Origin of the sequence: Clostridium vincentii, assembly GCF_002995745.1 — a bacterium.
GTDB lineage: Bacteria > Bacillota > Clostridia > Clostridiales > Clostridiaceae > Clostridium > Clostridium vincentii.
In genome coordinates, this window is the sequence record NZ_PVXQ01000001.1 from 160,343 (window position 1) to 182,402 (window position 22,060).

Annotated in this window: 23 protein-coding genes; 10 read left to right on the forward strand and 13 right to left on the reverse strand. The window is 32.5% G+C overall.

Translation table 11 applies throughout. The features are described from left to right. Window positions 1-30 precede the first annotated feature (30 nt). Complete coding sequence (locus tag CLVI_RS00780) at window positions 31-765, forward strand: DUF421 domain-containing protein (protein WP_106058208.1); 735 nt, start codon at window positions 31-33, stop codon at window positions 763-765. Next, entirely contained in the window at window positions 762-1,142 is a 381-nt protein-coding gene (locus CLVI_RS00785; RefSeq protein ID WP_106058209.1) for a DUF4363 family protein, read from the forward strand. Before CLVI_RS00780 ends, CLVI_RS00785 begins: the two co-directional genes overlap by 4 nt. A 60-nt stretch (window positions 1,143-1,202) precedes the next feature. Here the strand turns inward: CLVI_RS00785 and CLVI_RS00790 are convergent, their stop codons facing one another. The 3 genes from CLVI_RS00790 to CLVI_RS00800 are packed head-to-tail and all read right to left on the reverse strand — an operon-like array spanning window position 1,203 to window position 4,557. After that, the gene (locus CLVI_RS00790; RefSeq protein ID WP_106058210.1) at window positions 1,203-2,519 is read right to left on the reverse strand and encodes an ABC transporter permease; all 1,317 of its coding nucleotides are present in this window, start codon (window positions 2,517-2,519) and stop codon (window positions 1,203-1,205) included. Window positions 2,520-2,533: 14 nt separating this feature from the next. Next, window positions 2,534-3,850 (reverse strand): ABC transporter permease, encoded by a 1,317-nt coding sequence (locus CLVI_RS00795; protein WP_106058211.1) that lies wholly within the window; start codon window positions 3,848-3,850, stop codon window positions 2,534-2,536. Window positions 3,851-3,873: 23 nt separating this feature from the next. Continuing rightward, entirely contained in the window at window positions 3,874-4,557 is a 684-nt protein-coding gene (locus CLVI_RS00800) for an ABC transporter ATP-binding protein (RefSeq protein ID WP_106058212.1), read from the reverse strand. Window positions 4,558-4,825: 268 nt separating this feature from the next. On the opposite strand from CLVI_RS00800, the gene CLVI_RS00805 reads away from it, so the two are divergent. From CLVI_RS00805 to fba, 8 genes are all read left to right on the forward strand, one after another. Then, complete coding sequence (locus CLVI_RS00805) at window positions 4,826-6,049, forward strand: argininosuccinate synthase (protein WP_106058213.1); 1,224 nt, start codon at window positions 4,826-4,828, stop codon at window positions 6,047-6,049. Further along, a complete protein-coding gene (gene argH / locus CLVI_RS00810) occupies window positions 6,050-7,438 on the forward strand; it encodes an argininosuccinate lyase (protein WP_106058214.1) in 1,389 nt (462 codons plus the stop codon). Window position 7,439: 1 nt separating this feature from the next. Next, window positions 7,440-8,474: an N-acetyl-gamma-glutamyl-phosphate reductase gene (argC, locus tag CLVI_RS00815; protein ID WP_106058215.1), complete on the forward strand. Its 1,035-nt coding sequence runs from the start codon at window positions 7,440-7,442 to the stop codon at window positions 8,472-8,474. Between the two features lie 27 nt (window positions 8,475-8,501). Then, the gene (argJ, locus tag CLVI_RS00820; RefSeq protein ID WP_106058216.1) at window positions 8,502-9,725 is read left to right on the forward strand and encodes a bifunctional glutamate N-acetyltransferase/amino-acid acetyltransferase ArgJ; all 1,224 of its coding nucleotides are present in this window, start codon (window positions 8,502-8,504) and stop codon (window positions 9,723-9,725) included. 28 nt (window positions 9,726-9,753) lie between these two features. Continuing rightward, window positions 9,754-10,608 (forward strand): acetylglutamate kinase, encoded by an 855-nt coding sequence (argB, locus tag CLVI_RS00825; RefSeq protein WP_106058217.1) that lies wholly within the window; start codon window positions 9,754-9,756, stop codon window positions 10,606-10,608. Window positions 10,609-10,619: 11 nt separating this feature from the next. Next, on the forward strand, window positions 10,620-11,771 hold the full coding sequence (locus CLVI_RS00830) for an aspartate aminotransferase family protein (protein WP_106058218.1): 1,152 nt from the start codon (window positions 10,620-10,622) through the stop codon (window positions 11,769-11,771). A gap of 14 nt (window positions 11,772-11,785) precedes the next feature. Beyond that, window positions 11,786-12,712 carry an ornithine carbamoyltransferase gene (argF, locus tag CLVI_RS00835; protein ID WP_106058219.1) on the forward strand — a complete coding sequence of 309 codons (927 nt, stop codon included), beginning with the start codon at window positions 11,786-11,788 and terminating at the stop codon, window positions 12,710-12,712. A 114-nt stretch (window positions 12,713-12,826) separates the two neighbouring features. Further along, window positions 12,827-13,690, forward strand: coding sequence for a class II fructose-1,6-bisphosphate aldolase (gene fba / locus CLVI_RS00840; protein ID WP_106058220.1), 864 nt, complete (start codon window positions 12,827-12,829; stop codon window positions 13,688-13,690). 1,053 nt (window positions 13,691-14,743) lie between these two features. Here the strand turns inward: fba and CLVI_RS00845 are convergent. The 10 genes from CLVI_RS00845 to deoD form a co-directional block, all read right to left on the reverse strand. Beyond that, a complete protein-coding gene (locus CLVI_RS00845) occupies window positions 14,744-15,049 on the reverse strand; it encodes a hypothetical protein (protein WP_106058221.1) in 306 nt (101 codons plus the stop codon). Window positions 15,050-15,079: 30 nt separating this feature from the next. Next, a complete protein-coding gene (locus CLVI_RS00850) occupies window positions 15,080-15,745 on the reverse strand; it encodes an anti-sigma factor domain-containing protein (protein WP_106058222.1) in 666 nt (221 codons plus the stop codon). Further along, window positions 15,742-16,455, reverse strand: a complete 714-nt coding sequence (sigI, locus tag CLVI_RS00855; protein ID WP_106058223.1) for an RNA polymerase sigma-I factor — start codon at window positions 16,453-16,455, stop codon at window positions 15,742-15,744. Before sigI ends, CLVI_RS00850 begins: the two co-directional genes overlap by 4 nt. Window positions 16,456-16,565: 110 nt before the next feature. Next, window positions 16,566-17,621 (reverse strand): nucleoid-associated protein, encoded by a 1,056-nt coding sequence (locus CLVI_RS00860; RefSeq protein WP_106058224.1) that lies wholly within the window; start codon window positions 17,619-17,621, stop codon window positions 16,566-16,568. A gap of 69 nt (window positions 17,622-17,690) precedes the next feature. After that, window positions 17,691-18,071 (reverse strand): RidA family protein, encoded by a 381-nt coding sequence (locus CLVI_RS00865; protein WP_106058225.1) that lies wholly within the window; start codon window positions 18,069-18,071, stop codon window positions 17,691-17,693. A 21-nt stretch (window positions 18,072-18,092) separates the two neighbouring features. Then, a complete protein-coding gene (locus CLVI_RS00870; protein ID WP_106058226.1) occupies window positions 18,093-19,280 on the reverse strand; it encodes a MalY/PatB family protein in 1,188 nt (395 codons plus the stop codon). A 27-nt stretch (window positions 19,281-19,307) separates the two neighbouring features. Beyond that, on the reverse strand, window positions 19,308-19,559 hold the full coding sequence (locus CLVI_RS00875) for a hypothetical protein (protein ID WP_106058227.1): 252 nt from the start codon (window positions 19,557-19,559) through the stop codon (window positions 19,308-19,310). A gap of 23 nt (window positions 19,560-19,582) precedes the next feature. Next, window positions 19,583-20,338 (reverse strand): GTP pyrophosphokinase, encoded by a 756-nt coding sequence (locus CLVI_RS00880; RefSeq protein ID WP_423237124.1) that lies wholly within the window; start codon window positions 20,336-20,338, stop codon window positions 19,583-19,585. Continuing rightward, on the reverse strand, window positions 20,307-21,071 hold the full coding sequence (gene srtB / locus CLVI_RS00885) for a class B sortase (RefSeq protein ID WP_106058228.1): 765 nt from the start codon (window positions 21,069-21,071) through the stop codon (window positions 20,307-20,309). The genes CLVI_RS00880 and srtB overlap by 32 nt, the downstream gene beginning before the upstream one ends. An 18-nt stretch (window positions 21,072-21,089) precedes the next feature. Beyond that, window positions 21,090-21,791, reverse strand: a complete 702-nt coding sequence (gene deoD / locus CLVI_RS00890; protein ID WP_106058229.1) for a purine-nucleoside phosphorylase — start codon at window positions 21,789-21,791, stop codon at window positions 21,090-21,092. Between the last annotated feature and the right edge of the window lie 269 nt (window positions 21,792-22,060).

Here is a 22,060-nt window from a genome sequence, read left to right on the forward strand (position 1 = left end):
AGAAATACTATGAATGAGGAGTGTTTAATTATGTTAATAGTTTTTATCAGAACGGCAATTTTATACACATTAGTAGTTGCTGTAATGCGAATTATGGGAAAACGCCAAATAGGTGAACTTCAACCCTATGAATTTGTAATCGCAATGATGATTTCAGATTTAGCTTCCCTCCCTATGCAGGACACAAGATTTCCTTTATTACTTGGAGTAATTCCTATAGTAACATTGTTATTTATGAAAACTATTCTTTCCCAAATTCAATTAAAGAGTCAGTATGCAAGAAAAATAGTCGATGGTGAACCTTGCATAGTAGTATGTAAAGGTAAAATTGATTATGCAGTAATTAAGAAACAACAATTACATATAGATGAGCTTTTAGAAGAACTGCGCTTAGCAGGTTACTTTGATTTAGATGAAATTCAATATGCTATTTTAGAAAATAATGGTCAGCTATCCGTTTTACCTACATCAACAAGTTCTCCTGGTAATAATCAATCTGCTAAGAATTCTAATGATGATTATAATAACACAAAAAATTCTTCTAATAAAAATTCAGAACCTTATCTTCCTAAAATACTAATTACAGATGGCAATATAAATATAAATTCCCTAACTTCCATGAATAAGGATAAAGATTGGGTAAATAACCTCCTTAAAAATCATAATATTGATTCCATAGATAAAGTTTTAATTGCTATGTATGACACTAAGGGTAAGTTCAAATATCAACTTTATGATAAATATGAAAAGGAGTGTAATGAATGAAGAACACACTAATAACAATTATAATCTTTTCTTCTCTAGTATGTTTTGTGTATTACGCGAACTATACCTTATTAAATTTATGTGAAGATGTTGTTACTATTTGTGATGATATAGAAATTTTGATTAATGATGGTGATTTTAATGAAGCCTATGAAAACTCAATTATCCTTATAGATTTAATAGAAAAAAACAGTTTATTAGCTTCAGTATATATTGATCATAATGATTTTGATAACTTACAGGATGAATCTCTGCAACTTTCAATATATACTAGTTGCAGCGACACTACTGAGAGCCTTATATCAGTCGGAACCCTAAAAAATGCAGCCCTTAACCTTATAGGACTGCATAAGACAAATATTAAAAATATTTTCTGACATAATAAATGGACCTCTCTTATAATAATTAATTTATATAAGAAAGGTCCACTTTATAATCTATTCTTCTGCTACAGCTTCAACAACATTTAATCGTGCTGCTTTGCTTGCTGGAATTAATCCTGCAAGAATTGAAATTATTACAGTTATACCTACAGCTATTCCTACATTGCTTGCTGTTAGTGATATTACAAAATTATTTTTCTTTGTTATAAATTCATTTATAAACAATATTCCGCCAGATGATAAAACTGCACCGAGTACTCCACCAGCAGTACCTAACATTATTGATTGAAATATAAATATAATTCTAATATGAGATTTAGATCCACCTACTGACCTCATTACCCCTATCATCTTTCTCTTTTCTTGGATAATCATAGTAACTGTATTTACAAGGCCTAAAGTTGCAACTAAGAGTACTATTATGCCTGCAATAGATAATATACTTTTAACTACAAGTCCAAGCATATCTAACATATCACTAATCATTGAAAGACTGAATGTTTGATATCCATAATCAGCTTTAATTTTGTTACTTAAAGCTCCTATATCTGTCTCCTCTTCACCATATACTGAAAGCCCACTATATCCATTTGACTCAATATAATTTTCATCTTCGCTAAAGTACCCAGCTATAGGATTAGCTTTTGTATCACTCATAACTATTGTGTCTGTATACTCCTTCCTATCTAGAACTCCAACAATAGTTCCCTCAACTTCTTTAGGATCCTTTATTATCATTCCATCCATTGCAGGATACTCAACTTTAACTGTTATCTTCTTTCCAATTAAATCCTCATTACTTTCTACGCCTAACCTTTTAGCAAGATTTTCACCAACTAAAATATCATTATCTCCATTCTCTATAGACTTACCTGCCACTAATTTTTCGGTATAGTCATAATCATATTTAAGACTTACTCCATTTATACTGACGTTTCTATCTACATATTCTCCATTTTCTATCCTTAAGCTAGTAGCTTTTCCTTGGATTGACATCCTAATTTTTTCAACACCATCCATGTTTCCAATCTTCTGAGCATCTTCCATACTAATTTTCTTAGTAAAATCTTCTACTTCTTTCTCTGGGGTAACCTCAGAAACACCCTGCGGAGCTTCTGTTGTTTCCATCACAGTCAAACCGCCCATCGCATCTGGAGATTTACTAGCATCAATAGGCATTACACTGATAAGATTAGTATCTCCAAAACTGCTAACCATGTCCCTCATCTTGTTAATTATTCCATCTCCAAGACCCATCATTATTATTAATAAAAGAGATCCTATAGATACTGCAATAATTGTAAGAATTGATCTACCTTTTCTATTCATCAAATCGCTAAAGGCGATTTTAATTTTATCTGATAATTTCATTTTAATTGCCTCCTCTACCTTCTTAAGGCTTCTATTGGATCTAATTTAGAAGCTCTATTTGCTGGATATATTCCTGAAATCAAGGCAATCACGACAGCAAATCCCAAGATTATAAGAAGCCAATACCAAGGAAGTCCTACTGAAATAGATGTTCCCATGCCCTCTTCAACTATTTTAGAATTCACAATCATCTCAGCTATTGAATTCAAACCACTTCCAAGTCCTATACCAAATAGTCCGCCAATAAATCCAATTAAGGAAGACTGTACTAAAAATATAGATCTTATTGCATTACGATCTGCTCCTAAGGATTTCATAACTCCAATACTTTTAGTTCTTTCAAGAACTGCCATTGACATAGTGTTTACTATACCTATTGCTGCAACTACTAATACGATTCCTCCAAGTACTGCAAATGCTGTATTTATACCACCTAAAGCGTCCTCTACTTCCTTCGCCATATCTATTGATGAATTTGAAGCATAATCTAGCTCTTTTATAGTTTCACTTAATGGCTCTACATCACTTACAGACTTTGCTGCAATTTCAATACTGTTATAGCCCTTATTTGCCATATAATCCTTTTGCAAATTACTATAACCTTGTAACTCTGCAGCATCATTTGCTGATAAGACTAACTTCTGCCCATCAGTAAAATGTTTATCAATAACTCCTACTACCTTAAATTTTTTAGCAATTGGCGTTATTTTTATTCCATTTGCAGTTTTAACTACTAATTCTAATTCATTATTTAATATTTGCTCTTCACTTAGATTTAATTGTCCGAGTAATTCTTTCCCAATTACAACTTCACCTACAGCAGGTTCTATCTTAGCTCCTGCCTTAAGAGGTTTTATGGAGTCATCTTCTTCATCATGTCTAACTCTTTCAATTATATAATCAGGATAAAGATTTGCCCCTTCATTGTAACCTACACATTGAATACTTCCTGAATACTCCTTATCGCTAAACTTCAATGCATCTGGAGAATAGTTTATTGATGCTACTACAGTTTCTGCTCTATCTGTATCCTTTATTTTTTGAATAAGCTCATCATCAATCTTCTTTGAATAATCTTCCTCAAAAGTAGACATATCCATTTCATCTTGGTCTTCCGGTGCAAAATATCTATAAGGCATAACTGTAATACTTCTTGCATTATCCTCATCATTTACAGTTTGAACCATAAAGCTTTGAAGTCCTATACCTAGACCAACCATTGTTACTATAAGTAACGTACCTATTGTAATACCTAAAGACGTAAGAAATGTTCTACCCTTTCTTTTGGATAAATCTCTTAGGGCCATAAGCACATATTCTTTAAATTTCATACCTAGTTCCTCCTTCTAAGGATTTATTCTTCTTCCTTTATAATGTCTGAAGTTATTTGTCCATCCATTATTTTTATAACACGTCTTGCCTTATTTGCCTCCACAGGATTATGAGTTACCATAATTACTGTAAATCCATTTGCATTCATATCCCTAAATAATTGCATTATATTTTCACCACTTTTAGAATCTAAGTTTCCTGTAGGCTCATCTGCAAATATTATTTCTGGATTATTAACTATAGCTCTTGCAACTGAAACCCTTTGTCTTTGCCCACCAGACATTTCATTTGGCTTATGCTTAACAAATTCTGAAAGACCAACTTGTTCTAAAGCTTTAAGAGCTCTCTGTTTTCTTTCCTTCTTAGAAATTCCTGCAAAAATAAGAGGCATCATAACATTTTCCAAAGCAGTTTGTGTATTTTCTAAATTAAATGCTTGGAATACGAAGCCTATTTTTTCATTTCTATATTTTGATAATTGCTTGTCCTTTAATTTACTTATATCCTGACCTTCAATTAATACATTTCCAACTGTTGGTGAGTCTAATCCTCCAATTAGATGCATTAGTGTTGATTTACCTGAACCCGATGGTCCAATAATTGCAACAAATTCGCCCTTTCCTATTTTTAATGAAACATCTTGAAGGGCTACAACCTTTTCCTTTCCCATTCTATATACTTTTGAAATCCCTTTAACTTCTATCATATTAATTCTCCTTTTTTTTGCAAAGTTTATCCGATACTATAATATTAGCCCTTATTATTTAATCCAATGTTTCGCTTGTCTTACAATAACCTTAAAGTTATATTTTTATAAATTTTAGAGCATACTATATTTAATTTGTATTACTAGGTTAGTTTAAAATTTTTATACACATTTTATGAATAATCATTGCATAAATTGCGATTTAACTGTATAATTATAAGTAGTTAATAATTTATTTGATGACAAACACTTAAGGGGGATATATTTTATGAAAAAAATTAACAAGGTAATTTTAGCATATTCAGGCGGATTAGATACATCCATTATAATTTCATGGTTAAAGGAAACTTATGGTTGTGAGGTTATTGCTGTTGTAGGTAATGTTGGTCAAAAGGCTGAACTTGAAGGTTTAGAAGAAAAGGCTATAACATCAGGAGCTTCAAAAATTTACATAGAAGATTTAACAGAGGAATTCGTTTATGATTATGTGTTCCCAACTATTCAAGCTGGAGCAGTATATGAAGGTAAATATCTTTTAGGAACTTCATTTGCAAGACCTTTAATAGGTAAGAGAATGGTAGAAATAGCTAAAGCTGAAGGAGCAGATGCTATTTGTCACGGATGTACTGGTAAAGGAAATGACCAAGTAAGATTCGAACTTGCAATTAAAGCCTTTGCACCTGAGATGCCGATTATAGCTCCTTGGAGAATATGGGATCTAAAATCAAGAGAAGATGAAATAGCTTATGCAGAGGAAAGAAATATTCCTATAAAGATTAATAAAGACACAAACTATAGTAAAGATATGAACTTATGGCATTTAAGTCATGAAGGTTTAGATCTTGAATTTCCAGAAAACGAACCAGATTATGCAAAAATTTTAGAACTTTCTAAAACTTTAGAGGCAGCTCCAGACAAAGCAACTTATATAACTCTTAGTTATGAGAAGGGTAATCCTGTTGCCATAAACGGTGTGAAAATGGGTGGAGTTGAATTAATTGAAGAATTAAATAAAATTGGTGGAGAAAATGCTATCGGTACTACTGATATGGTTGAGAACAGACTTGTTGGTATGAAATCAAGAGGTGTATATGAGACTCCAGGTGGAACTATTTTATACAGTGCTCATAAGGATTTAGAAGAACTTTGTTTAGATAAGGAAACTGCTCATTATAAAGAAATGATTGCTTTAAAATTTGCAGACATAGTTTATAATGGCCTATGGTACACTCCACTTAGAGAAGCTCTTCAAGCTTTTGTTAAAACTACTCAAGAAACAGTTACAGGTGAAGTTAAGCTGAAATTATATAAAGGAAATATTGTTAATGCAGGTATGACTTCTCCTTATTCATTATATAGTGAAGAATATGCAACATTTGGTGAGGATGCAGTTTATGATCAAAAGGATTCTGCTGGATTCATTAACTTATTCGGTCTTCCACTTGTGGTTAAGGCTAAGATGGATGCAGCAACAAAAAGAGAGGCAAAATAAATGAAACTTTGGGGTGGAAGATTTAAACAAGGAACAAATGATTTAGTTAATGACTTTAACTCTTCTATCAGAATAGATAAAATAATGTTTAAAGAAGATATACAAGGAAGTATAGCTCATGGACGTATGCTTGGGAAACAAGGGATAATTCCTGAAAAATCAAGTGAAAAAATTGTGGATGGATTAAATGAAATCCTAATCCGTATGGAAAATGGGGTCATTTCTGTTGACCCTACTTCAGAGGATATTCACAGCTTTACTGAAGGAACCCTTACCCATTATATAGGACCTTGTGGAAAGATGCTTCACACAGGTAGAAGTAGAAATGACCAAGTTACCCTTGACTTAAGAATGTACTTAAAGAAAGCTCAAAAGGAAACTATAGGATATATCCTTGACCTTGAAACTGTTATTCATAACAAAGCAGAGGAAAATATTTCTACTATAATGCCTGGTTATACTCATCTTCAAAAAGCTCAACCAATTACTTTAGCGCATCACCTATTAGCTTATGCTGAAATGCTTAAAAGAGATATTGGAAGAATACAAGATGCTTATAAAAGAACTGATGAAATGCCACTTGGATCAGGGGCCTTAGCAACTTCTACTTATCCAATTGATAGAGAGTTTGTTGCAAAGGAACTTGGATTTGCGAAGGTAACTTTAAATAGTTTAGATTCAGTATCAGATAGAGATTATGTTATAGAAACTTTATCAGCTATATCAATGATAATGATGCACTTATCAAGATTTTCTGAGGAAATTATACTTTGGTGTACTAATGAATTTAACTTTGTAGAGCTTTCTGATGAGTATAGTACTGGAAGTTCTATAATGCCTCAAAAGAAAAACCCTGATGTTGCTGAACTTATTCGTGGTAAAACCGGTAGAGTTTATGGCGATTTAATGGCTCTTTTAACTGTAATGAAAGGACTTCCTCTAGCTTATAATAAAGATATGCAAGAGGATAAAGAAGGTCTTTTCGATGCCTTAGATACAGTTAATTTAGCCCTTAGAACCTTCGCTGGAATGATTAATACCATGAAGGTTAATAAAGAAAATATGCGACGAGGTGCTGCTGGTGGATTTACTAATGCTACAGATCTTGCAGATTATTTAGTAAAACATGGCGAAGCCTTTAGAACTGCTCATGGAATAGTTGGAGAAGTAGTTTTATACTGCATACAGGAAAATAAATGTATTGAAGATCTTTCCTTAGAAAAGCTTAAGGAATTCTCTCCTATTTTTGAAGAGGATGTATATGAAGCAATTAACTTACTTACATGTGTTGAAGAAAGAAAAGTCTTTGGAGGTCCTTCTTCTCAATCTGTAAAAATTCAATTAGATGCTTTAGAAAAGTTTATCGAGGAAACTGAAGGAGGATTATAATATGAAAACAGTAGGTATTATTGGAGCTACTGGTTATGTTGGCGCTGAGCTTTTAAGAATACTATTAAATCATAGGGAGGTTAAGGTTACTGCCTTAAGCTCCGTATCCTTTAAAGGCCAAGATATTAATTCTATATACAGAAACTTTATAGATAAAACTGATTTAGTTTGCGACACTATAGATGATGTTTTAGAAAAGGCTGAAGTTATTTTTACTGCTCTTCCCCATGGCTTAAGTGAAGGAATTGCTGCAAAGTGTATTGCAGCAGGAAAGATTTGCATAGACTTAGGAGCAGATTTCAGATTATCCAGTGAGGATGAATATAAATTCTGGTATGAAAGAGGTTTTTCTCATCCAGAATTACATAAAGAAAGTGTGTACGGTTTACCAGAATTAAATAAAGAAAAGATTAAAAAGTCTAAGCTTATTGCAAATCCGGGTTGTTTTCCAACCTCAATAGAGCTTGGACTTATGCCTTTATTGAAAAATTCTATTATAGATACTAAAGGGATTATTTGTGATTCTAAATCCGGCGCTACTGGTGTTGGACGTGGTTTAGGCCTTTCCAGTCATTTCCCAGAACTTAATGAAAATTTTGCACCTTATAAGATTGGAGCTCATAGACATACTCCTGAAATAGAAGAAACTCTTGGAGCTATGGCTGATGATAAGGTAACTGTAACCTTTACTCCTCACCTACTTCCAATTAGTAGAGGAATTCTTTCAACAATTTATTGCAACCCTAAAGAGGCTGTAGATTTAGAAAATCTTTATAAACTTTATAAAGATTTCTATAAGGATCAACCTTTTGTAAATATACTTCCACTTGGAGAAACTGCATGTACTAAAAATGTAAGATACTCTAACTACTGTCATATATCCCTACATTTAAATCATAGAAAAGATCAAATTATAGTAGTTAGCACAATAGATAATATGCTTAAAGGTGCTGCTGGTCAGGCAGTACAAAATATGAACATTGTTTTAGGACTTGATGAAACTGAAGGACTAACCTTTATTTCACCAGCGTTTTAGGTTAGTTGAAAAAAGGGGGTTATTAATTTGAATATAAAAACTATACTTGGCGGTATCACCGCTCCGAAGGGTTTTTTAGCCTCAGGTATTTATTGTGGTTTAAAGAAAAATAAAGAAATGAAGGATTTAGCATTAATATACTCTGAAACTCCTTGTTCTGCATCTGGAGTTTTTACTAGTAATATGGTAAAGGGTGCTCCTATATATATATCAAAGGAACATTTATCTAATAAAAAAGCTCAAGCAGTAATTATAAATAGTGGTAATGCAAACACTTGCAATGGTGATGATGGTTTAGGTAAAGCCAAAAGAATGACTATATCAACAGCTAAAGCCTTGAATATAGCTACAGAGGATGTACTAGTTGCATCTACTGGTGTTATTGGTGTTCCTCTTAATATAGACATTATTGAATCTCATATTCCAGCTTTAGCAAAGGGACTTTCCAAGGAAGGAAGCTCCAATGCTTCTTCTGCTATTATGACTACTGATACCTTTAAGAAAGAGCTCGCTATTGAAATAACTATAGCTGGTAAAACTGTCACATTAGGCTCAATGTCAAAAGGTTCTGGAATGATAGAACCTAACATGTGCACTATGCTTGCTTTTGTAACTACAGATATTAATATATCTTCTGAACTTTTAGAAGAAGCTTTAACTAAAACTGCAAAGGTAAGCTATAACAGAGTAAGTGTTGATGGAGACACAAGCACTAACGACACATTATTGATCTTAGCTAATGGCTTAGCAGAAAATCCTATTATAGATACTAAAAATGATGATTATTATACTTTTGTAGAAGCATTAGAATATTTAAATGTATATCTTGCTAAGAAAATAGCTCAAGATGGTGAAGGTGCAACAAAACTTATAGAATGTAAGATATTAGGTGCAACTAGTGAAGAAAATGCTCTTCTATTATCAAAAAGTGTTATTAATTCACCTCTAGTTAAAACTGCTATATTTGGCTGTGATGCTAACTGGGGACGAATTCTTTGCGCTTTAGGTTATGCTAAAGTTGATTTTAATCCTGAAAAAGTTAATGTCTATTTTGAAAGCCATGCTGGATCAATTTTAGTATGTGAAAATGGATCTTCAGTAAACTTTAATGAAGATATTGCTCTTACAATCCTAAAGGAAAAAGAGATTTTAATAAAAGTTGAACTTTCCATGGGTGATTATGAAGTATCTACTTGGGGCTGTGATCTAAGCTATGATTATGTGAAAATAAACGGAGACTATAGAAGCTAAAAGCTTCATCCTTAGGAGGAAATATAAAATGAATCTTAACGATCGTGCTAGTATACTGGTTCAATCTCTGCCCTATATTCAACAATATAACGGTAAGATAATCGTTGTTAAATATGGTGGAAACGCTATGATTAGCAAAGAACTTAGAGAAACTGTAATAAATGATATTGTACTTATGAAATGTGTTGGATTTAAACCAATAGTTGTTCATGGGGGTGGTCCTGATATTTCAAACCTTCTTGAACGTTTAGGTGAAAAAAGTCAATTTATTAATGGCTTACGATATACTGATGAAAACGCTATAGATGTTGTACAAATGGTACTTGGAGGTAAGGTTAATAAGGACCTTGTTTCTTTAATAGAAAAAGCAGGTGGAAAAGCTATAGGTCTATGTGGTATGGATGGGTCCCTTTTAAAGGCTAAGAAGCTAAAGGGTGCTGTAGATCTAGGTTATGTAGGAGAAATAACTAAGGTAAATACTGATATTTTAGAAATGGCATTATCTTCAGGATATATTCCTGTCGTAGGAAGTGTGGCTTTAGGCGAGGATGATGACTGCTTATATAATATAAATGCTGATCTTTGTGCTGCTAAAATAGCTGCTGCCTTAAAGGCCGAAAAGCTAGTATTATTAACCGATGTGCCAGGTGTTATGAAAGACCCTAGCGATATTGATTCATTGATTTCTATCTTAAGGTTACACAATGTACCAAAGCTTGCCTTTGAAGGAATAATTAAAGGTGGTATGATCCCTAAAATTGATTGCTGTGTAGAGGCAATTCGTATGGGAGTTGAAAGAGCACACATTATCGATGGAAGAATACCACACTCGTTACTTTTAGAACTATTTTCCCATGAGGGTATTGGAACCATGATTTATTAGGAGATGATTGTATGAAAAATTCATTAATGAGTACCTACGCATTCCTAGATGTTGTTATTGCTAAGGGTGATGGGGTTTACTTATATGATACTAAAGGCAATAAATATTTAGATTTTACAAGCGGTATTGGAGTTAATTCATTAGGATATAATAATTCTAAATGGACTGAGGCTATTATTAACCAAGTTACTCGCCTTCAACATTGCTCTAACATTTTTTTAAATCCAGTTACTGTAGATCTTAGCAATAAGTTAACTTCTCTAGCTAAAATGGATAAAGTTTTCTTTGCTAATTCTGGTGCTGAAGCAAATGAAGGAGCACTTAAAATTGCAAGAAAGTATAGCTTTGATAAAAATGGTCCTGGAAAGAATAAAATCTTATCCTTAAAGCAATCTTTCCATGGCAGAACTCTAGCAACCTTAACTGCAAATGGACAAGAAAAATTTCATCAATACTTCTTCCCTTTCCCAGAGGGTTTTGATTATGTTGAAGCAAATGACCTTGAAGATTTTAAAAATAAGGCAACAGATGATGTTTGTGCAATAATTATGGAATCTATCCAAGGTGAAGGCGGAATACATCCTTTAACTAAAGAGTTTGTGCAAGGCGTAGCTAAAATTTGTAAAGAAAAAGACATAGTTCTTATCTTTGATGAAGTACAAAGTGGACTTGCTAGAACTGGTAAATTATTTGGCTATAATCATTTTGATGTAGAAGCAGATATTGTAACTGTAGCTAAGGGTCTAGGCGCAGGTCTTCCAATTGGTGCAGTACTAGCTAATAAGAACCTATCCTCAGTATTTACACCTGGAGATCATGGTACTACCTTTGGTGGTAATCCTGTGGTTTGTGCTGGCTCTTTAGTAGTTCTAGATGAAATTTGTAACGAAGAATCATATAAAAGAATTACTAAAATTAACGATATAATTAAGAAGAAAATAGCTGAGGCTAATCTTAATGAGGTTGTTGAAGTTCGCGGCATGGGTTTAATGATAGGTATAGAAATTAAAGGAAATTCATCTGATATTCAAAAGAAAGCTATATCTAAAGGACTTTTACTATTAACTGCTGGACCTAATGTTGTTAGACTTCTTCCTCCACTTGTCATTAGTGAAAAAGAAATTTTAGAAGGAATAGATATACTAATTAATGTATTAAAATAAGGGGGCTTTTATAAATGAAAAAGGATTTATTGAAAATGGATGATCTCTCAAAAGAAGATATTTTAGACATTTTAAATCTTGCAGATCAATTAAAATATGAACATAAGCATAACATTCCTCATGAGCATTTAAAGGGACAAAGTCTTGGAATGATATTTGAAAAAAGCTCTACAAGGACAAGAGTTTCCTTCGAGGTTGGAATGTATCAATTAGGTGGTAACGGACTGTTCTTAAGCAGCAGAGACCTTCAAATAGGACGTGGAGAGCCTATTGAGGACACTGCAAGAGTCTTATCAAGGTTCATCCAAGGTATTATGATTAGAACATTTTCTCAAAAGGAAGTAGAAACTTTAGCAAAATATTCATCAATACCTATAATAAATGGATTAACTGATGACGAGCATCCTTGTCAGGTTCTTGCTGACCTAATGACAATTCGCGAATATAAAAATATTCTTGAAGGTTTAAAAGTCGTTTATATTGGGGATGGTAATAACATGGCCCACTCTTTAATCGTAGGTTGTCTTAAGACTGGAATGAATTTTTCAATTGCTTGTCCAAAAGATTATATGCCAAAAGAAGAATATATCGAAAGAGGTAGAGAGCTTGCTGCTTTAGAGGGGACAGAGTTTGTTGTAACTCACTCGCCTTTAGAAGCAGTTGTTGATGCAGATGTAGTAATTACTGATGTATGGGCAAGTATGGGCCAAGAAGAAGAAGCTAAAATAAGACAAAAAGCCTTTACTGGATTTCAAATCAGCAAGGATCTTATGACATTAGCTAAGCAAAATGCCCTTGTTCTTCATTGCTTACCTGCCCATAGAGGAGAAGAGATTACCACTCAAATCTTCGATGAGCATTCTAATGAAATTTTCGACGAAGCAGAGAATAGACTACATGCACAAAAGGCTGTTTTAGTTAAACTTATGAAGACAAACTAATAAACTTTAGCCAAATTGTTTCTTTTTTCATGATTTAAAGTTATAATATTCTATAGTGGGTAATATATTTATATGTTTTTAATACCCAAAAATATAATTATTGGAGGTCGATTTATGTTAGTTTCAGCTAAAGAAATGTTAATAAAGGCTAGAGATGGCAAATATGCTGTAGGTCAATTTAACATCAATAACTTAGAATGGACAAAAGCCGTTCTATTAACTGCACAAGAAAACAATTCACCAGTTATTTTAGGTGTATCTGAAGGTGCTGGAAAGTACATGGGAACTTATGATGCTGTAGTAGGTATGGTTAACGGATTACTTAAGGGTTTAAAAATCACAGTTCCTGTTGCTCTTCATTTAGATCATGGTAGCTTTGAAGGCGCTTACGCTTGTATCGAAGCTGGATTCTCATCAGTAATGTTTGACGGATCTCACTATGCTATAGAAGAAAACATAGAAAAAAGCAAGAAAATAATAGCCGATGCTTTTGCTAAGGGGATTTCAGTTGAATGTGAAGTTGGATCAATTGGCGGAGAAGAAGATGGAGTTGTTGGAGCTGGTGAAATAGCTGATACAGCTGAATGTAAGCAAATTGCTGATTTAGGAGTTACTATGTTAGCTGCTGGTATCGGTAATATCCATGGACAATATCCTTCAAACTGGGCTGGTTTAGCATTTGATGCTCTTGCAGACATAAAGAAATCAGTTGGAGATATGCCATTAGTACTTCACGGTGGTACTGGTATTCCTGACGATATGATTAAGAAGGCTATATCATTAGGAGTTGCTAAAATCAATGTTAACACTGAATGTCAGTTAACTTTTGCAGCAGCTACTAGAGAGTATATTTTAGCTGGTAAGGACTTAAAAGGCAAGGGCTATGACCCAAGAAAACTTCTTGGACCTGGTTTCGAAGCTATAAAGACTACTGTTAAAGAAAAGATGGATCTTTTCGGTTCAGTTAACAAAGCTTAATTTTATCTCATTAAGGCTATCTCATTTTGAGATAGCCTTTTTTTAATTACATTTTAAATTCAAATAAAGAAAGAGCAAGTGTATAGTGATTTCAACTACACTTGCTCTTTACTTGGTCTTTCCTAGTAACTGATTTTTAGGTTGTCCGCCAACTGGGGTACGCCCTTATGTCGTACATCGCATTCCGGGATTTTCACTGCCCGTTATAGCTCTTCTGTCGGATTAAAGTGTCAGTCCACTAAGATAAGTTTCACCTTTATCTTGTCTTTATTATATATCATTTTGTAATGGATTACAAGAGGTTTTTATATCTTTTTATAAAAAATTTGAAAGAACTTAAATCATAATTTATATCTATATTTCATCTCAAGTCCCGGCTATTTATAATTTGATTTTAGACAAGAAAAAGCAAGTGCATGATGGTTTTTCTACACTTGCTTTTTACTGGTCTTTCCTAGTAACTGATTTTTAGGTTGTCCGCCAACTGGGGTACGCCCTTATGTCGTACATCGCATTCCGGGATTTTCACTGCCCGTTATAGCTCTTCTGTCGGATTAAAGTGTCAGTCCACTAAGATAAGTTTCACCTTTATCTTGTCTTTATTATATATCATTCTGTAATTGATTACAAGGCTTTTTTATATCTTTTTATAAAAAATTTAAAAGAACTTAAATCATAATTTATATCTATATTTTATCTCAAGTTCTGGCTATTTGTAATTTGATTTTAGACAAGAAAAAGCAAGTGTATAATGGGTTTTCTACACTTGCTTTTTACTGGTCTTTCCTAGTAACTGATTTTTAGGTTGTCCGCCAACTGGGGTACGCCCTTATGTCGTACATCGCATTCCGGGATTTTCACTGCCCGTTATAGCTCTTCTGTCGGATTAAAGTGTCAGTCCACTAAGATAAGTTTCACCTTTATCTTGTCTTTATTATATATCACTCTGTAATGTATTGCAATAGTATTTTGAATTTTCTGATAAATTTTAAACATAATTTAAAATACAAAATATTCATCGCATCTTTGGCCTATTATTTCTTTTCATGTGCCTTATTTATTTTTGTTACTCTTTTCTGCACTGGGGTTTGATTGTTTGGCACTATTTGAGTTATTATCTGAAACTTCATTAGAATTATTTTCTTTAATTTCATTTGAACTGTTATCTATATTTTCATTAGATTTAACTTCCTCATTTGGATTAGAGTTTGTATTTTTGTTTTCAACTGCATTTGTATTAGAATTTGCATTTTTGTTTTCAACTGCATTTGAATCAGAGTTTGTATTTTCGTTTTCAACTGCATTTGTATTTTCAGTTTTATTCTTCTCTTGTTCCTTGTTAGCTTTAGTTGCCTTCATTATTTCTTTTACAGGCTTGTTTAACCATTCTTAAATAGAAACATCTTCAGGATTTGCTGCACTCTTTTGTAGCTTTTCAACTAAATTAAGCTTTCCAGGAGTTACTCCTAATTCTTTAGCCTCTAAAACTCGTTCTTTTCCAACACTAAGTACTTCAATCTCTGCTGTAATACTCTTCTCTGTAATTACCGCTTCTGCTTTTTCTTTTAACTCACTTGCTAACTCTTCTGCTTTTTCACTATCATCACAGGATGTAGCTATTACTACTCCACCAGATTCATCTTCTTTGAAATATCCTTGTTCATTAATTTCAGTGATGGTATCTTTTATAGCATTATCTATGGTTTTGTTCTTTACGTCAAGATTAATAATAATATCTGCCCCATCATCATTTACATCAGAAGCCTCAATTACTCTGTCAAATATATTAACTTTATACTCTATAGATGGGTTTACATCTAAACTAACATACGAATAAGGTGTGGTATAGGCATAAACTCCAGTACCTGCTATAAGGATTGTAGCTGCAACACTTGCTGCAAGAACATAAATTTTCTTTTTTGCTTTTTTTGTTGTATTTTTCATTTGAATCTCCTCCCCAATCTGGTAATTATTATTTTTTATTTTAATAATGCTACCATTATCAGAAAGTATAGCTGCATAATCATTTCTAATTTCAACTATTACACCTTTCATCTTCTCATCTCCTCTCTGATAAAGGACATATATTCAGCAAGATTAGGATAATCTCCGGAGATTATCACAACCGCTGCTATTATATATTTTCGATGCCTCTCCAGAATTTTTCGGGGTACCTTGAGATTTTTTTCAATAATTTTTATAGGGAGCTTTTTATTTTTAATAAGTTCATTATATAAAACTTCATTTTTTAAAATATATACTACAACCTTTTTACATGCTACCTTTGTTTTTTCAGCTTTTGGAGATACCTCTATTAAATCATAAAATGAAAACCCATATGTTTTAAGCTGTTCAGTAGCTCCTTCAATTTCAAGTTTTATATCATCATTATGAGTATGTGACATTTTTGTTATAACTTCCTTCTTGATTGTTGTGTTCTCTTCCTCATTATTACCTTGAAATTCATAAGAATCGACTAAAATTTCATTACTACGCTTTGATTCCTTCCTTAAATAATCAATAATTCTCCTTTTAATAACTAACTCTGCAAAGCTATAAAAGCTACCTTTGTCCATATTATAACTATTCACAGCTTCACTAAAAGCATTTAATGCTATTGACCATTCATCATCACTTTTATTTATATATTTATTAGTAGTTTTTGAAGTGGTCCTTATTATAAAAAACTCATTTTCAATAATTAATTTTTCATATAGAGCTTTATCTTTTTGTGCTTTTATAACACTTTCATCAATCTCTCTCAAATATCTTCACCTACCTGTGGAGTTTTTTCTTATGTTAGGCCTAATCAAAAAAATAACAAACCAGTATGCTTACATCTTTGGTCTGTTATTTTCTTTTATGTACCTTAATATTATTTTTCTATATAATTGATAACATGTTTTATAATCAAGTTGATACTTCCATCCCCATTACGTTGAATTTCAAATTTACTTTCATCGTGATACGCTTCTTCATCTATATATAAATCTATTTCTTTATCAATTTTAAGTCTTACTCTCTTTAGTTTTTTTTCAACCCAAGTCTTATCAATAGCGACATTTTCATTAATACCCTGATCCATAACAAATGTTTTGAAGTCTTCCTTAGCATGAGGTTCTCCTTGAAATAATTCTCCCTTAAATAATTCCTCGGAAAGCTGTTCTATATTAACAGTATCTTCATCCTTAAGTTTACTTTTCACAGCAGTTCTTAATGATTCAGCCTTAACAGCATCGTTAGAATAGTTTTTTCTAGCAAAGTTTTCTGTAGCCTTTAGGAAATTCTTTGTCATATCACGTTCATTTGTAATTATTGAGCAACCCAAAAAGCTGTTAACAAAATAATTAGTGCCATAATCCTCTTCATCCCTGCTCTTCTTCTGCTTGTCCAAGATCATTAGGCTATAGCCATCCTCTTCCCTTACAGGTCTTATAAATGCCGCCTTCTGTATCTTCTGATTACTAGCTGGAAGTCCTGCTGCCTGTGGAACTATTCCTATACCTATTTTATTTTCAACAAACTCAACTTCATGAGTAAAGTTTTTAACATAATCCATCTTAAGTATTGCTATCATTGGTCCTTGATCAGTTATTATAGATGCTACTACCAAATCACAAGAGGGTATATTTACATTTCCCTTCATAATTAAGAACAGCTGCCTTGCAAGCTCCTTAGATAACTGTATAAATGCATCATCAATACCATTCAAATAGTCTTGAACTATTTCCTTAACAATATTCCTTTCAGTATTAAACTTAGCATATTTTAATTCCTCATCCTTTAAACATTTTTCCATATGCTTAAATAAAAATTTATATGTATCCTCATCTAACTGAAGGTTATATTCATTTAATACAGGATCTTCTCCATTGCTATCCAATATATGAATTACAGCCTCAGTTATATTTATATCATTAATATAATCCATCCTCTTTACCTCAACTTTCAACTCAAACTCTCAACTCCCCCACAAGGGGGCACCCAACCGGTGTCAATTTTAAACTAAACTAGCTATTGCTTCTATCTCAATCAATGCATCCTTAGGCAGTTTTGCCACTTGGACACAACTTCTTGCTGGAGAATTTTCTTTAAAGTACTCTGAGTAAACTTCGTTAACTTGTGCGAAATCCTCCATGTCCTTTAAAAATATAACTACTTTAACAACCTTATCTAAAGAACTTCCTCCAGCTTCAATAATTGCCTTCACGTTGTCTAAAGATTGCTTTGTAGCTTTTTTAATCTCATCATACAATTCACCGGTTTCAGGATTTAATGGTAACTGTCCTGATGTAAAAATTAATTTTCCTATCTTATTTCCCTGCGAATATGGGCCTATAGCTGCTGGGGCTTTTTCTGTAAATATTATTTCCTTTGACATTTCTAATTCCTCCTAATTAATCTATTTAGCTAATCTTTTAATAGCATCATAGAGTCTAATCAAAGCATCCTCTAATACTTTAGTTGGACAGGCTATATTAATCCTTTCAAAGCCTTCCCCTTCTTTTCCAAATATATATCCCTCATCTAAGAATAATTGGGCTTCCCTTCGCATAAATTCCTCAAGTTCCTTAGGTTTCATTCCTAATTCACGAAAATCTAGCCATTGTAGATATGTTCCTTCTAAATTAATTACCTTTATTCTAGGAATATTATTTGTAATGTAATTAACTACAAATTGTCTATTAGTTTCTAAAGTATTTATTAATGTATCTAACCAAGAATCACACTGCGTATATGCTACTTCACAAGCCTTATAGCCTAAGATATTAAGCTCATCATAACCATCATTTTCACGCTTTTTCTCAACTAATTGTCTTACTTTTTCATTTGAAATAATAATATTAGAGACTTGTAACCCTGCCAAATTAAAGGTTTTACTAGGGGCTGTACATGTAATTGAATTATCTTGGAATTCTTCTGATATTGCTGCAAAAACTGTATGCTTATAACCTGGCATAATAAGATCAAAATGAATTTCATCTGATACAACTAATACATTATTATCAATACATATCCTTCCTAGCCTTTCTAGCTCTTCCTTTGTCCAAACTCTTCCCACAGGATTATGAGGATTGCATAAAAATAATAATTTAGTGCTATCCATTCTAGCTTTTTCTTCTAAGTCTTGGAAATCTATTTCATAATGATCTCCATGCAGTTTTAACTCATTTCTTAATATTTTTCTCTGTTCTGCTTCTACCGCACTATAGAAGGGATAGTATACTGGTGTCATAATAATAACTCCATCGCCAGGGTTAGTTAATGCCTTTACTATTGCATACAAGGTAGGAACTACTCCTGAAAAAGCAACAATCCATTCCTTGCTTATTTCCCAATTATGTTTTCTCTTCATCCAACTGCAAACTGCTTTATAATATGTATCCGTTCCTCTTGTATAGCCTAAAATACTACAGTCTATATAATCCTTAAGACCTTGCACAATTTCTGGTGCCGTCTTAAATTCCATATCTGCAACTGATAATGGTACTATATCATCTGAAAAGTCTTTATCAAAATTCTCCATCAATCTCCATTTTGATGCACCTTCATTTTTCCTTACTATAAGGGTTTCAAAGTCATATTTCATAATTTTCCTCCTAAAATTCTATTCTTTCTATGTAATCCATTTTATTTCTTTTCCGTCATAAGAGACTACACAATAGTTCAACCCACTTGAGTATTTAATACCGCTCATTATCTTTTTAGCTACCTTACAAGCTTCATCTTCATTCTCAATTGTTGAATTAAAAATCAACTTCATTCCTTCTCTTTCCTTTATAGAAAATACTTGGTCTCCATCTATTTCAAAACTCTCTATTGCCTTTATTATCTCCTTTTGACATAGCGGGCTAAATACTATTACCATAACCTTTACACCTCATTAGTTTCTTATCTTATTTTCTCAACTTCCCTTTGAATTTCTTGCATCCTCATATCTGTTGATGCTATAACATCTGCGCATTCCTTTAAATCACTTCTAATATGCTCATGATTTTCAGTACCGATTTTATAATATAATTTGTGCTCTAAGCTTGCCCAAAAATCCATGGCAATGGTTCTTATTTGAACCTCAACTCTTACATTTGCCACATGATCTGATAAGAATATAGGGATTTGTACAACCATATGTAAACTTCTATACCCATTAGCCTTTGGGGCTTTAATATAGTCCTTTTCTTCAACAAGAGTAACATCATATTGCCCTTTTAGAAGTTCTGCAACCTCATATATATCGCTAACAAAGGAGCACACAACTCTTATACCTGCAATATCATTCAAATTTTTCTTTGCTGATTCGACACCCACTTCAAATCCCCGCCGTTTAAGCTTTTCCATTATGCTCTCAATGCTTTTAACTCTAGATTTCATATATTCTATTGGATTTCTTTTTCTTCTTACCCTGAATTCATCATCTAAAACATTAAGCTTTGTACTAATCTCTCTTAAAGCAGAACGATAAATCAGTGTAGTTTCTTCCATTTTATCCCTTTCTTTTTTGATTTCCTTTGGAACTAATAAATCGCCATTTTTCGGAAATAGTTCATCTACTTTTTCTAATTTCCTCATAACTATTCTAATACCCCCATTTATTTCATATTTCCCTACTATTATATTAATAATCCAAACTAGAAACCAATCTTCCACATACAATTAGTCTTCCATCATCCACATCATAATCACAGGTTGATAGAGTGATTATTTTATCATCTTGGGTGAAGTTGCCTGCTTCTATATTAAACAATGATTTCCCTTTTAACTTATTTATATAATTAACATATTCATCATTAGATGCAAAACTATTCTGGTAAGAGCCATTGTCGGCCTTCTCTATAAATACTGTAAATACATCATATTTTAAAACCTTATCCCTTGTGCTTATATAAATTGGATGTTCCTTTGCAAAGCTTTCATCTTTATATTTTTCTAAATCTGCAAACATACTTCCGTCCTTCATATGATGTCCATGAAGGATAGTGTTTTTATCGCTAAAGGGTTCTATGTTATTTGTTGATATAAATATTGCACCCCCAGCATTTTCTTCTTTTTTGAAGTTATGAGTTAAATAAAGTTCATTATTATCAGTTTTAACTACTGGATAGTTAATCTCAGTGTCATTTATTGAAATCCAACTTTTGAAATCTGGATTTATAGAAAGTAGATTATTATAATTCTCAGCTTTAAATTCATATCGCTCTTCTCCATTTTCCAAAGCAATCTTCTCCGGTGAAAACTCTTTTGTCTCTTCATAAACTTCAGAGTTTTTATTATATTCACTCCAAATGTTATACAGCTTGTATCCACACACAATAAATACTATTAATGAAATACAAACTACTACTCTTCTTAAAATTTCCTTCTTAGATACTTTTTCATTCATAATATACTACACCCTTTGCTACAATTGTAATGCAAGTTCCATCATTTCTGTAAAACTAGTTTCCCTTTCCTCTGGGCTTGTTTCTTCTCCCTTAAATATATGGTCTGATATAGTAAGTATCGATAAAGCTTGAACCCCATATTTTGCTGCTAAAGTATATAATTCAGCAGTTTCCATCTCTACTGCTAAGGTACCATAATCAGCCCAAAGCTTAATTGATACCTCAGTATCATCATAAAAAAGATCAGAAGATAATACATTACCAACCTTAACTTTAATTCCCTTTTCTAAAGCTATATTATACGCCTTAAGTAAAAGGTCAAAATTAGCTGTTGGAGCATAATCCATACCCTGAAATCTTCTTTTATTGATCCCTGAATTTGTTGATGCACTTTGTGCTAAAACTATATCTCGAATATTTACATCATCATTAAGAGAACCTGCTGATCCAATTCTAATTAATTTTTTTGCTCCATAAAATCTAATTAATTCATTAACATATATAGAATGAGATGGTAGCCCCATCCCTGTGCCCTGAATCGATATTCTTTTGCCCTTGTAGTTCCCTGTATATCCATACATTCCTCTGACTTTATTATAGCATTTTGCATCCTCAAGATAATTTTCTGCTATAAATTTTGCTCGTAATGGATCACCTGGTAAAAGAACAGTTTCTGCAATTGCTCCCTCTTCAGCCATGATATGTAAGTGTTTAGCCATAAAAATGCCTCCTTAATATATAGAACTATTTTAATTAATATAATTACTATTATTATAACATTGTCCCTGATAAGTAAAAGGTTAATTTGTTTAAAATAGTTAGAGTATAATTTTAGTAGGCAAAGGTAGCAAAAAAATAAAGGAGATGTAAAAACATCTCCCCAATACATAAATTATCCATTATAATTTTATTGCTAAGATAAAAAGAATGGAGTTGGATTTATGTATGATATTAGTTTAAATGAGAACGGCCTAACTTTCAAGGATTT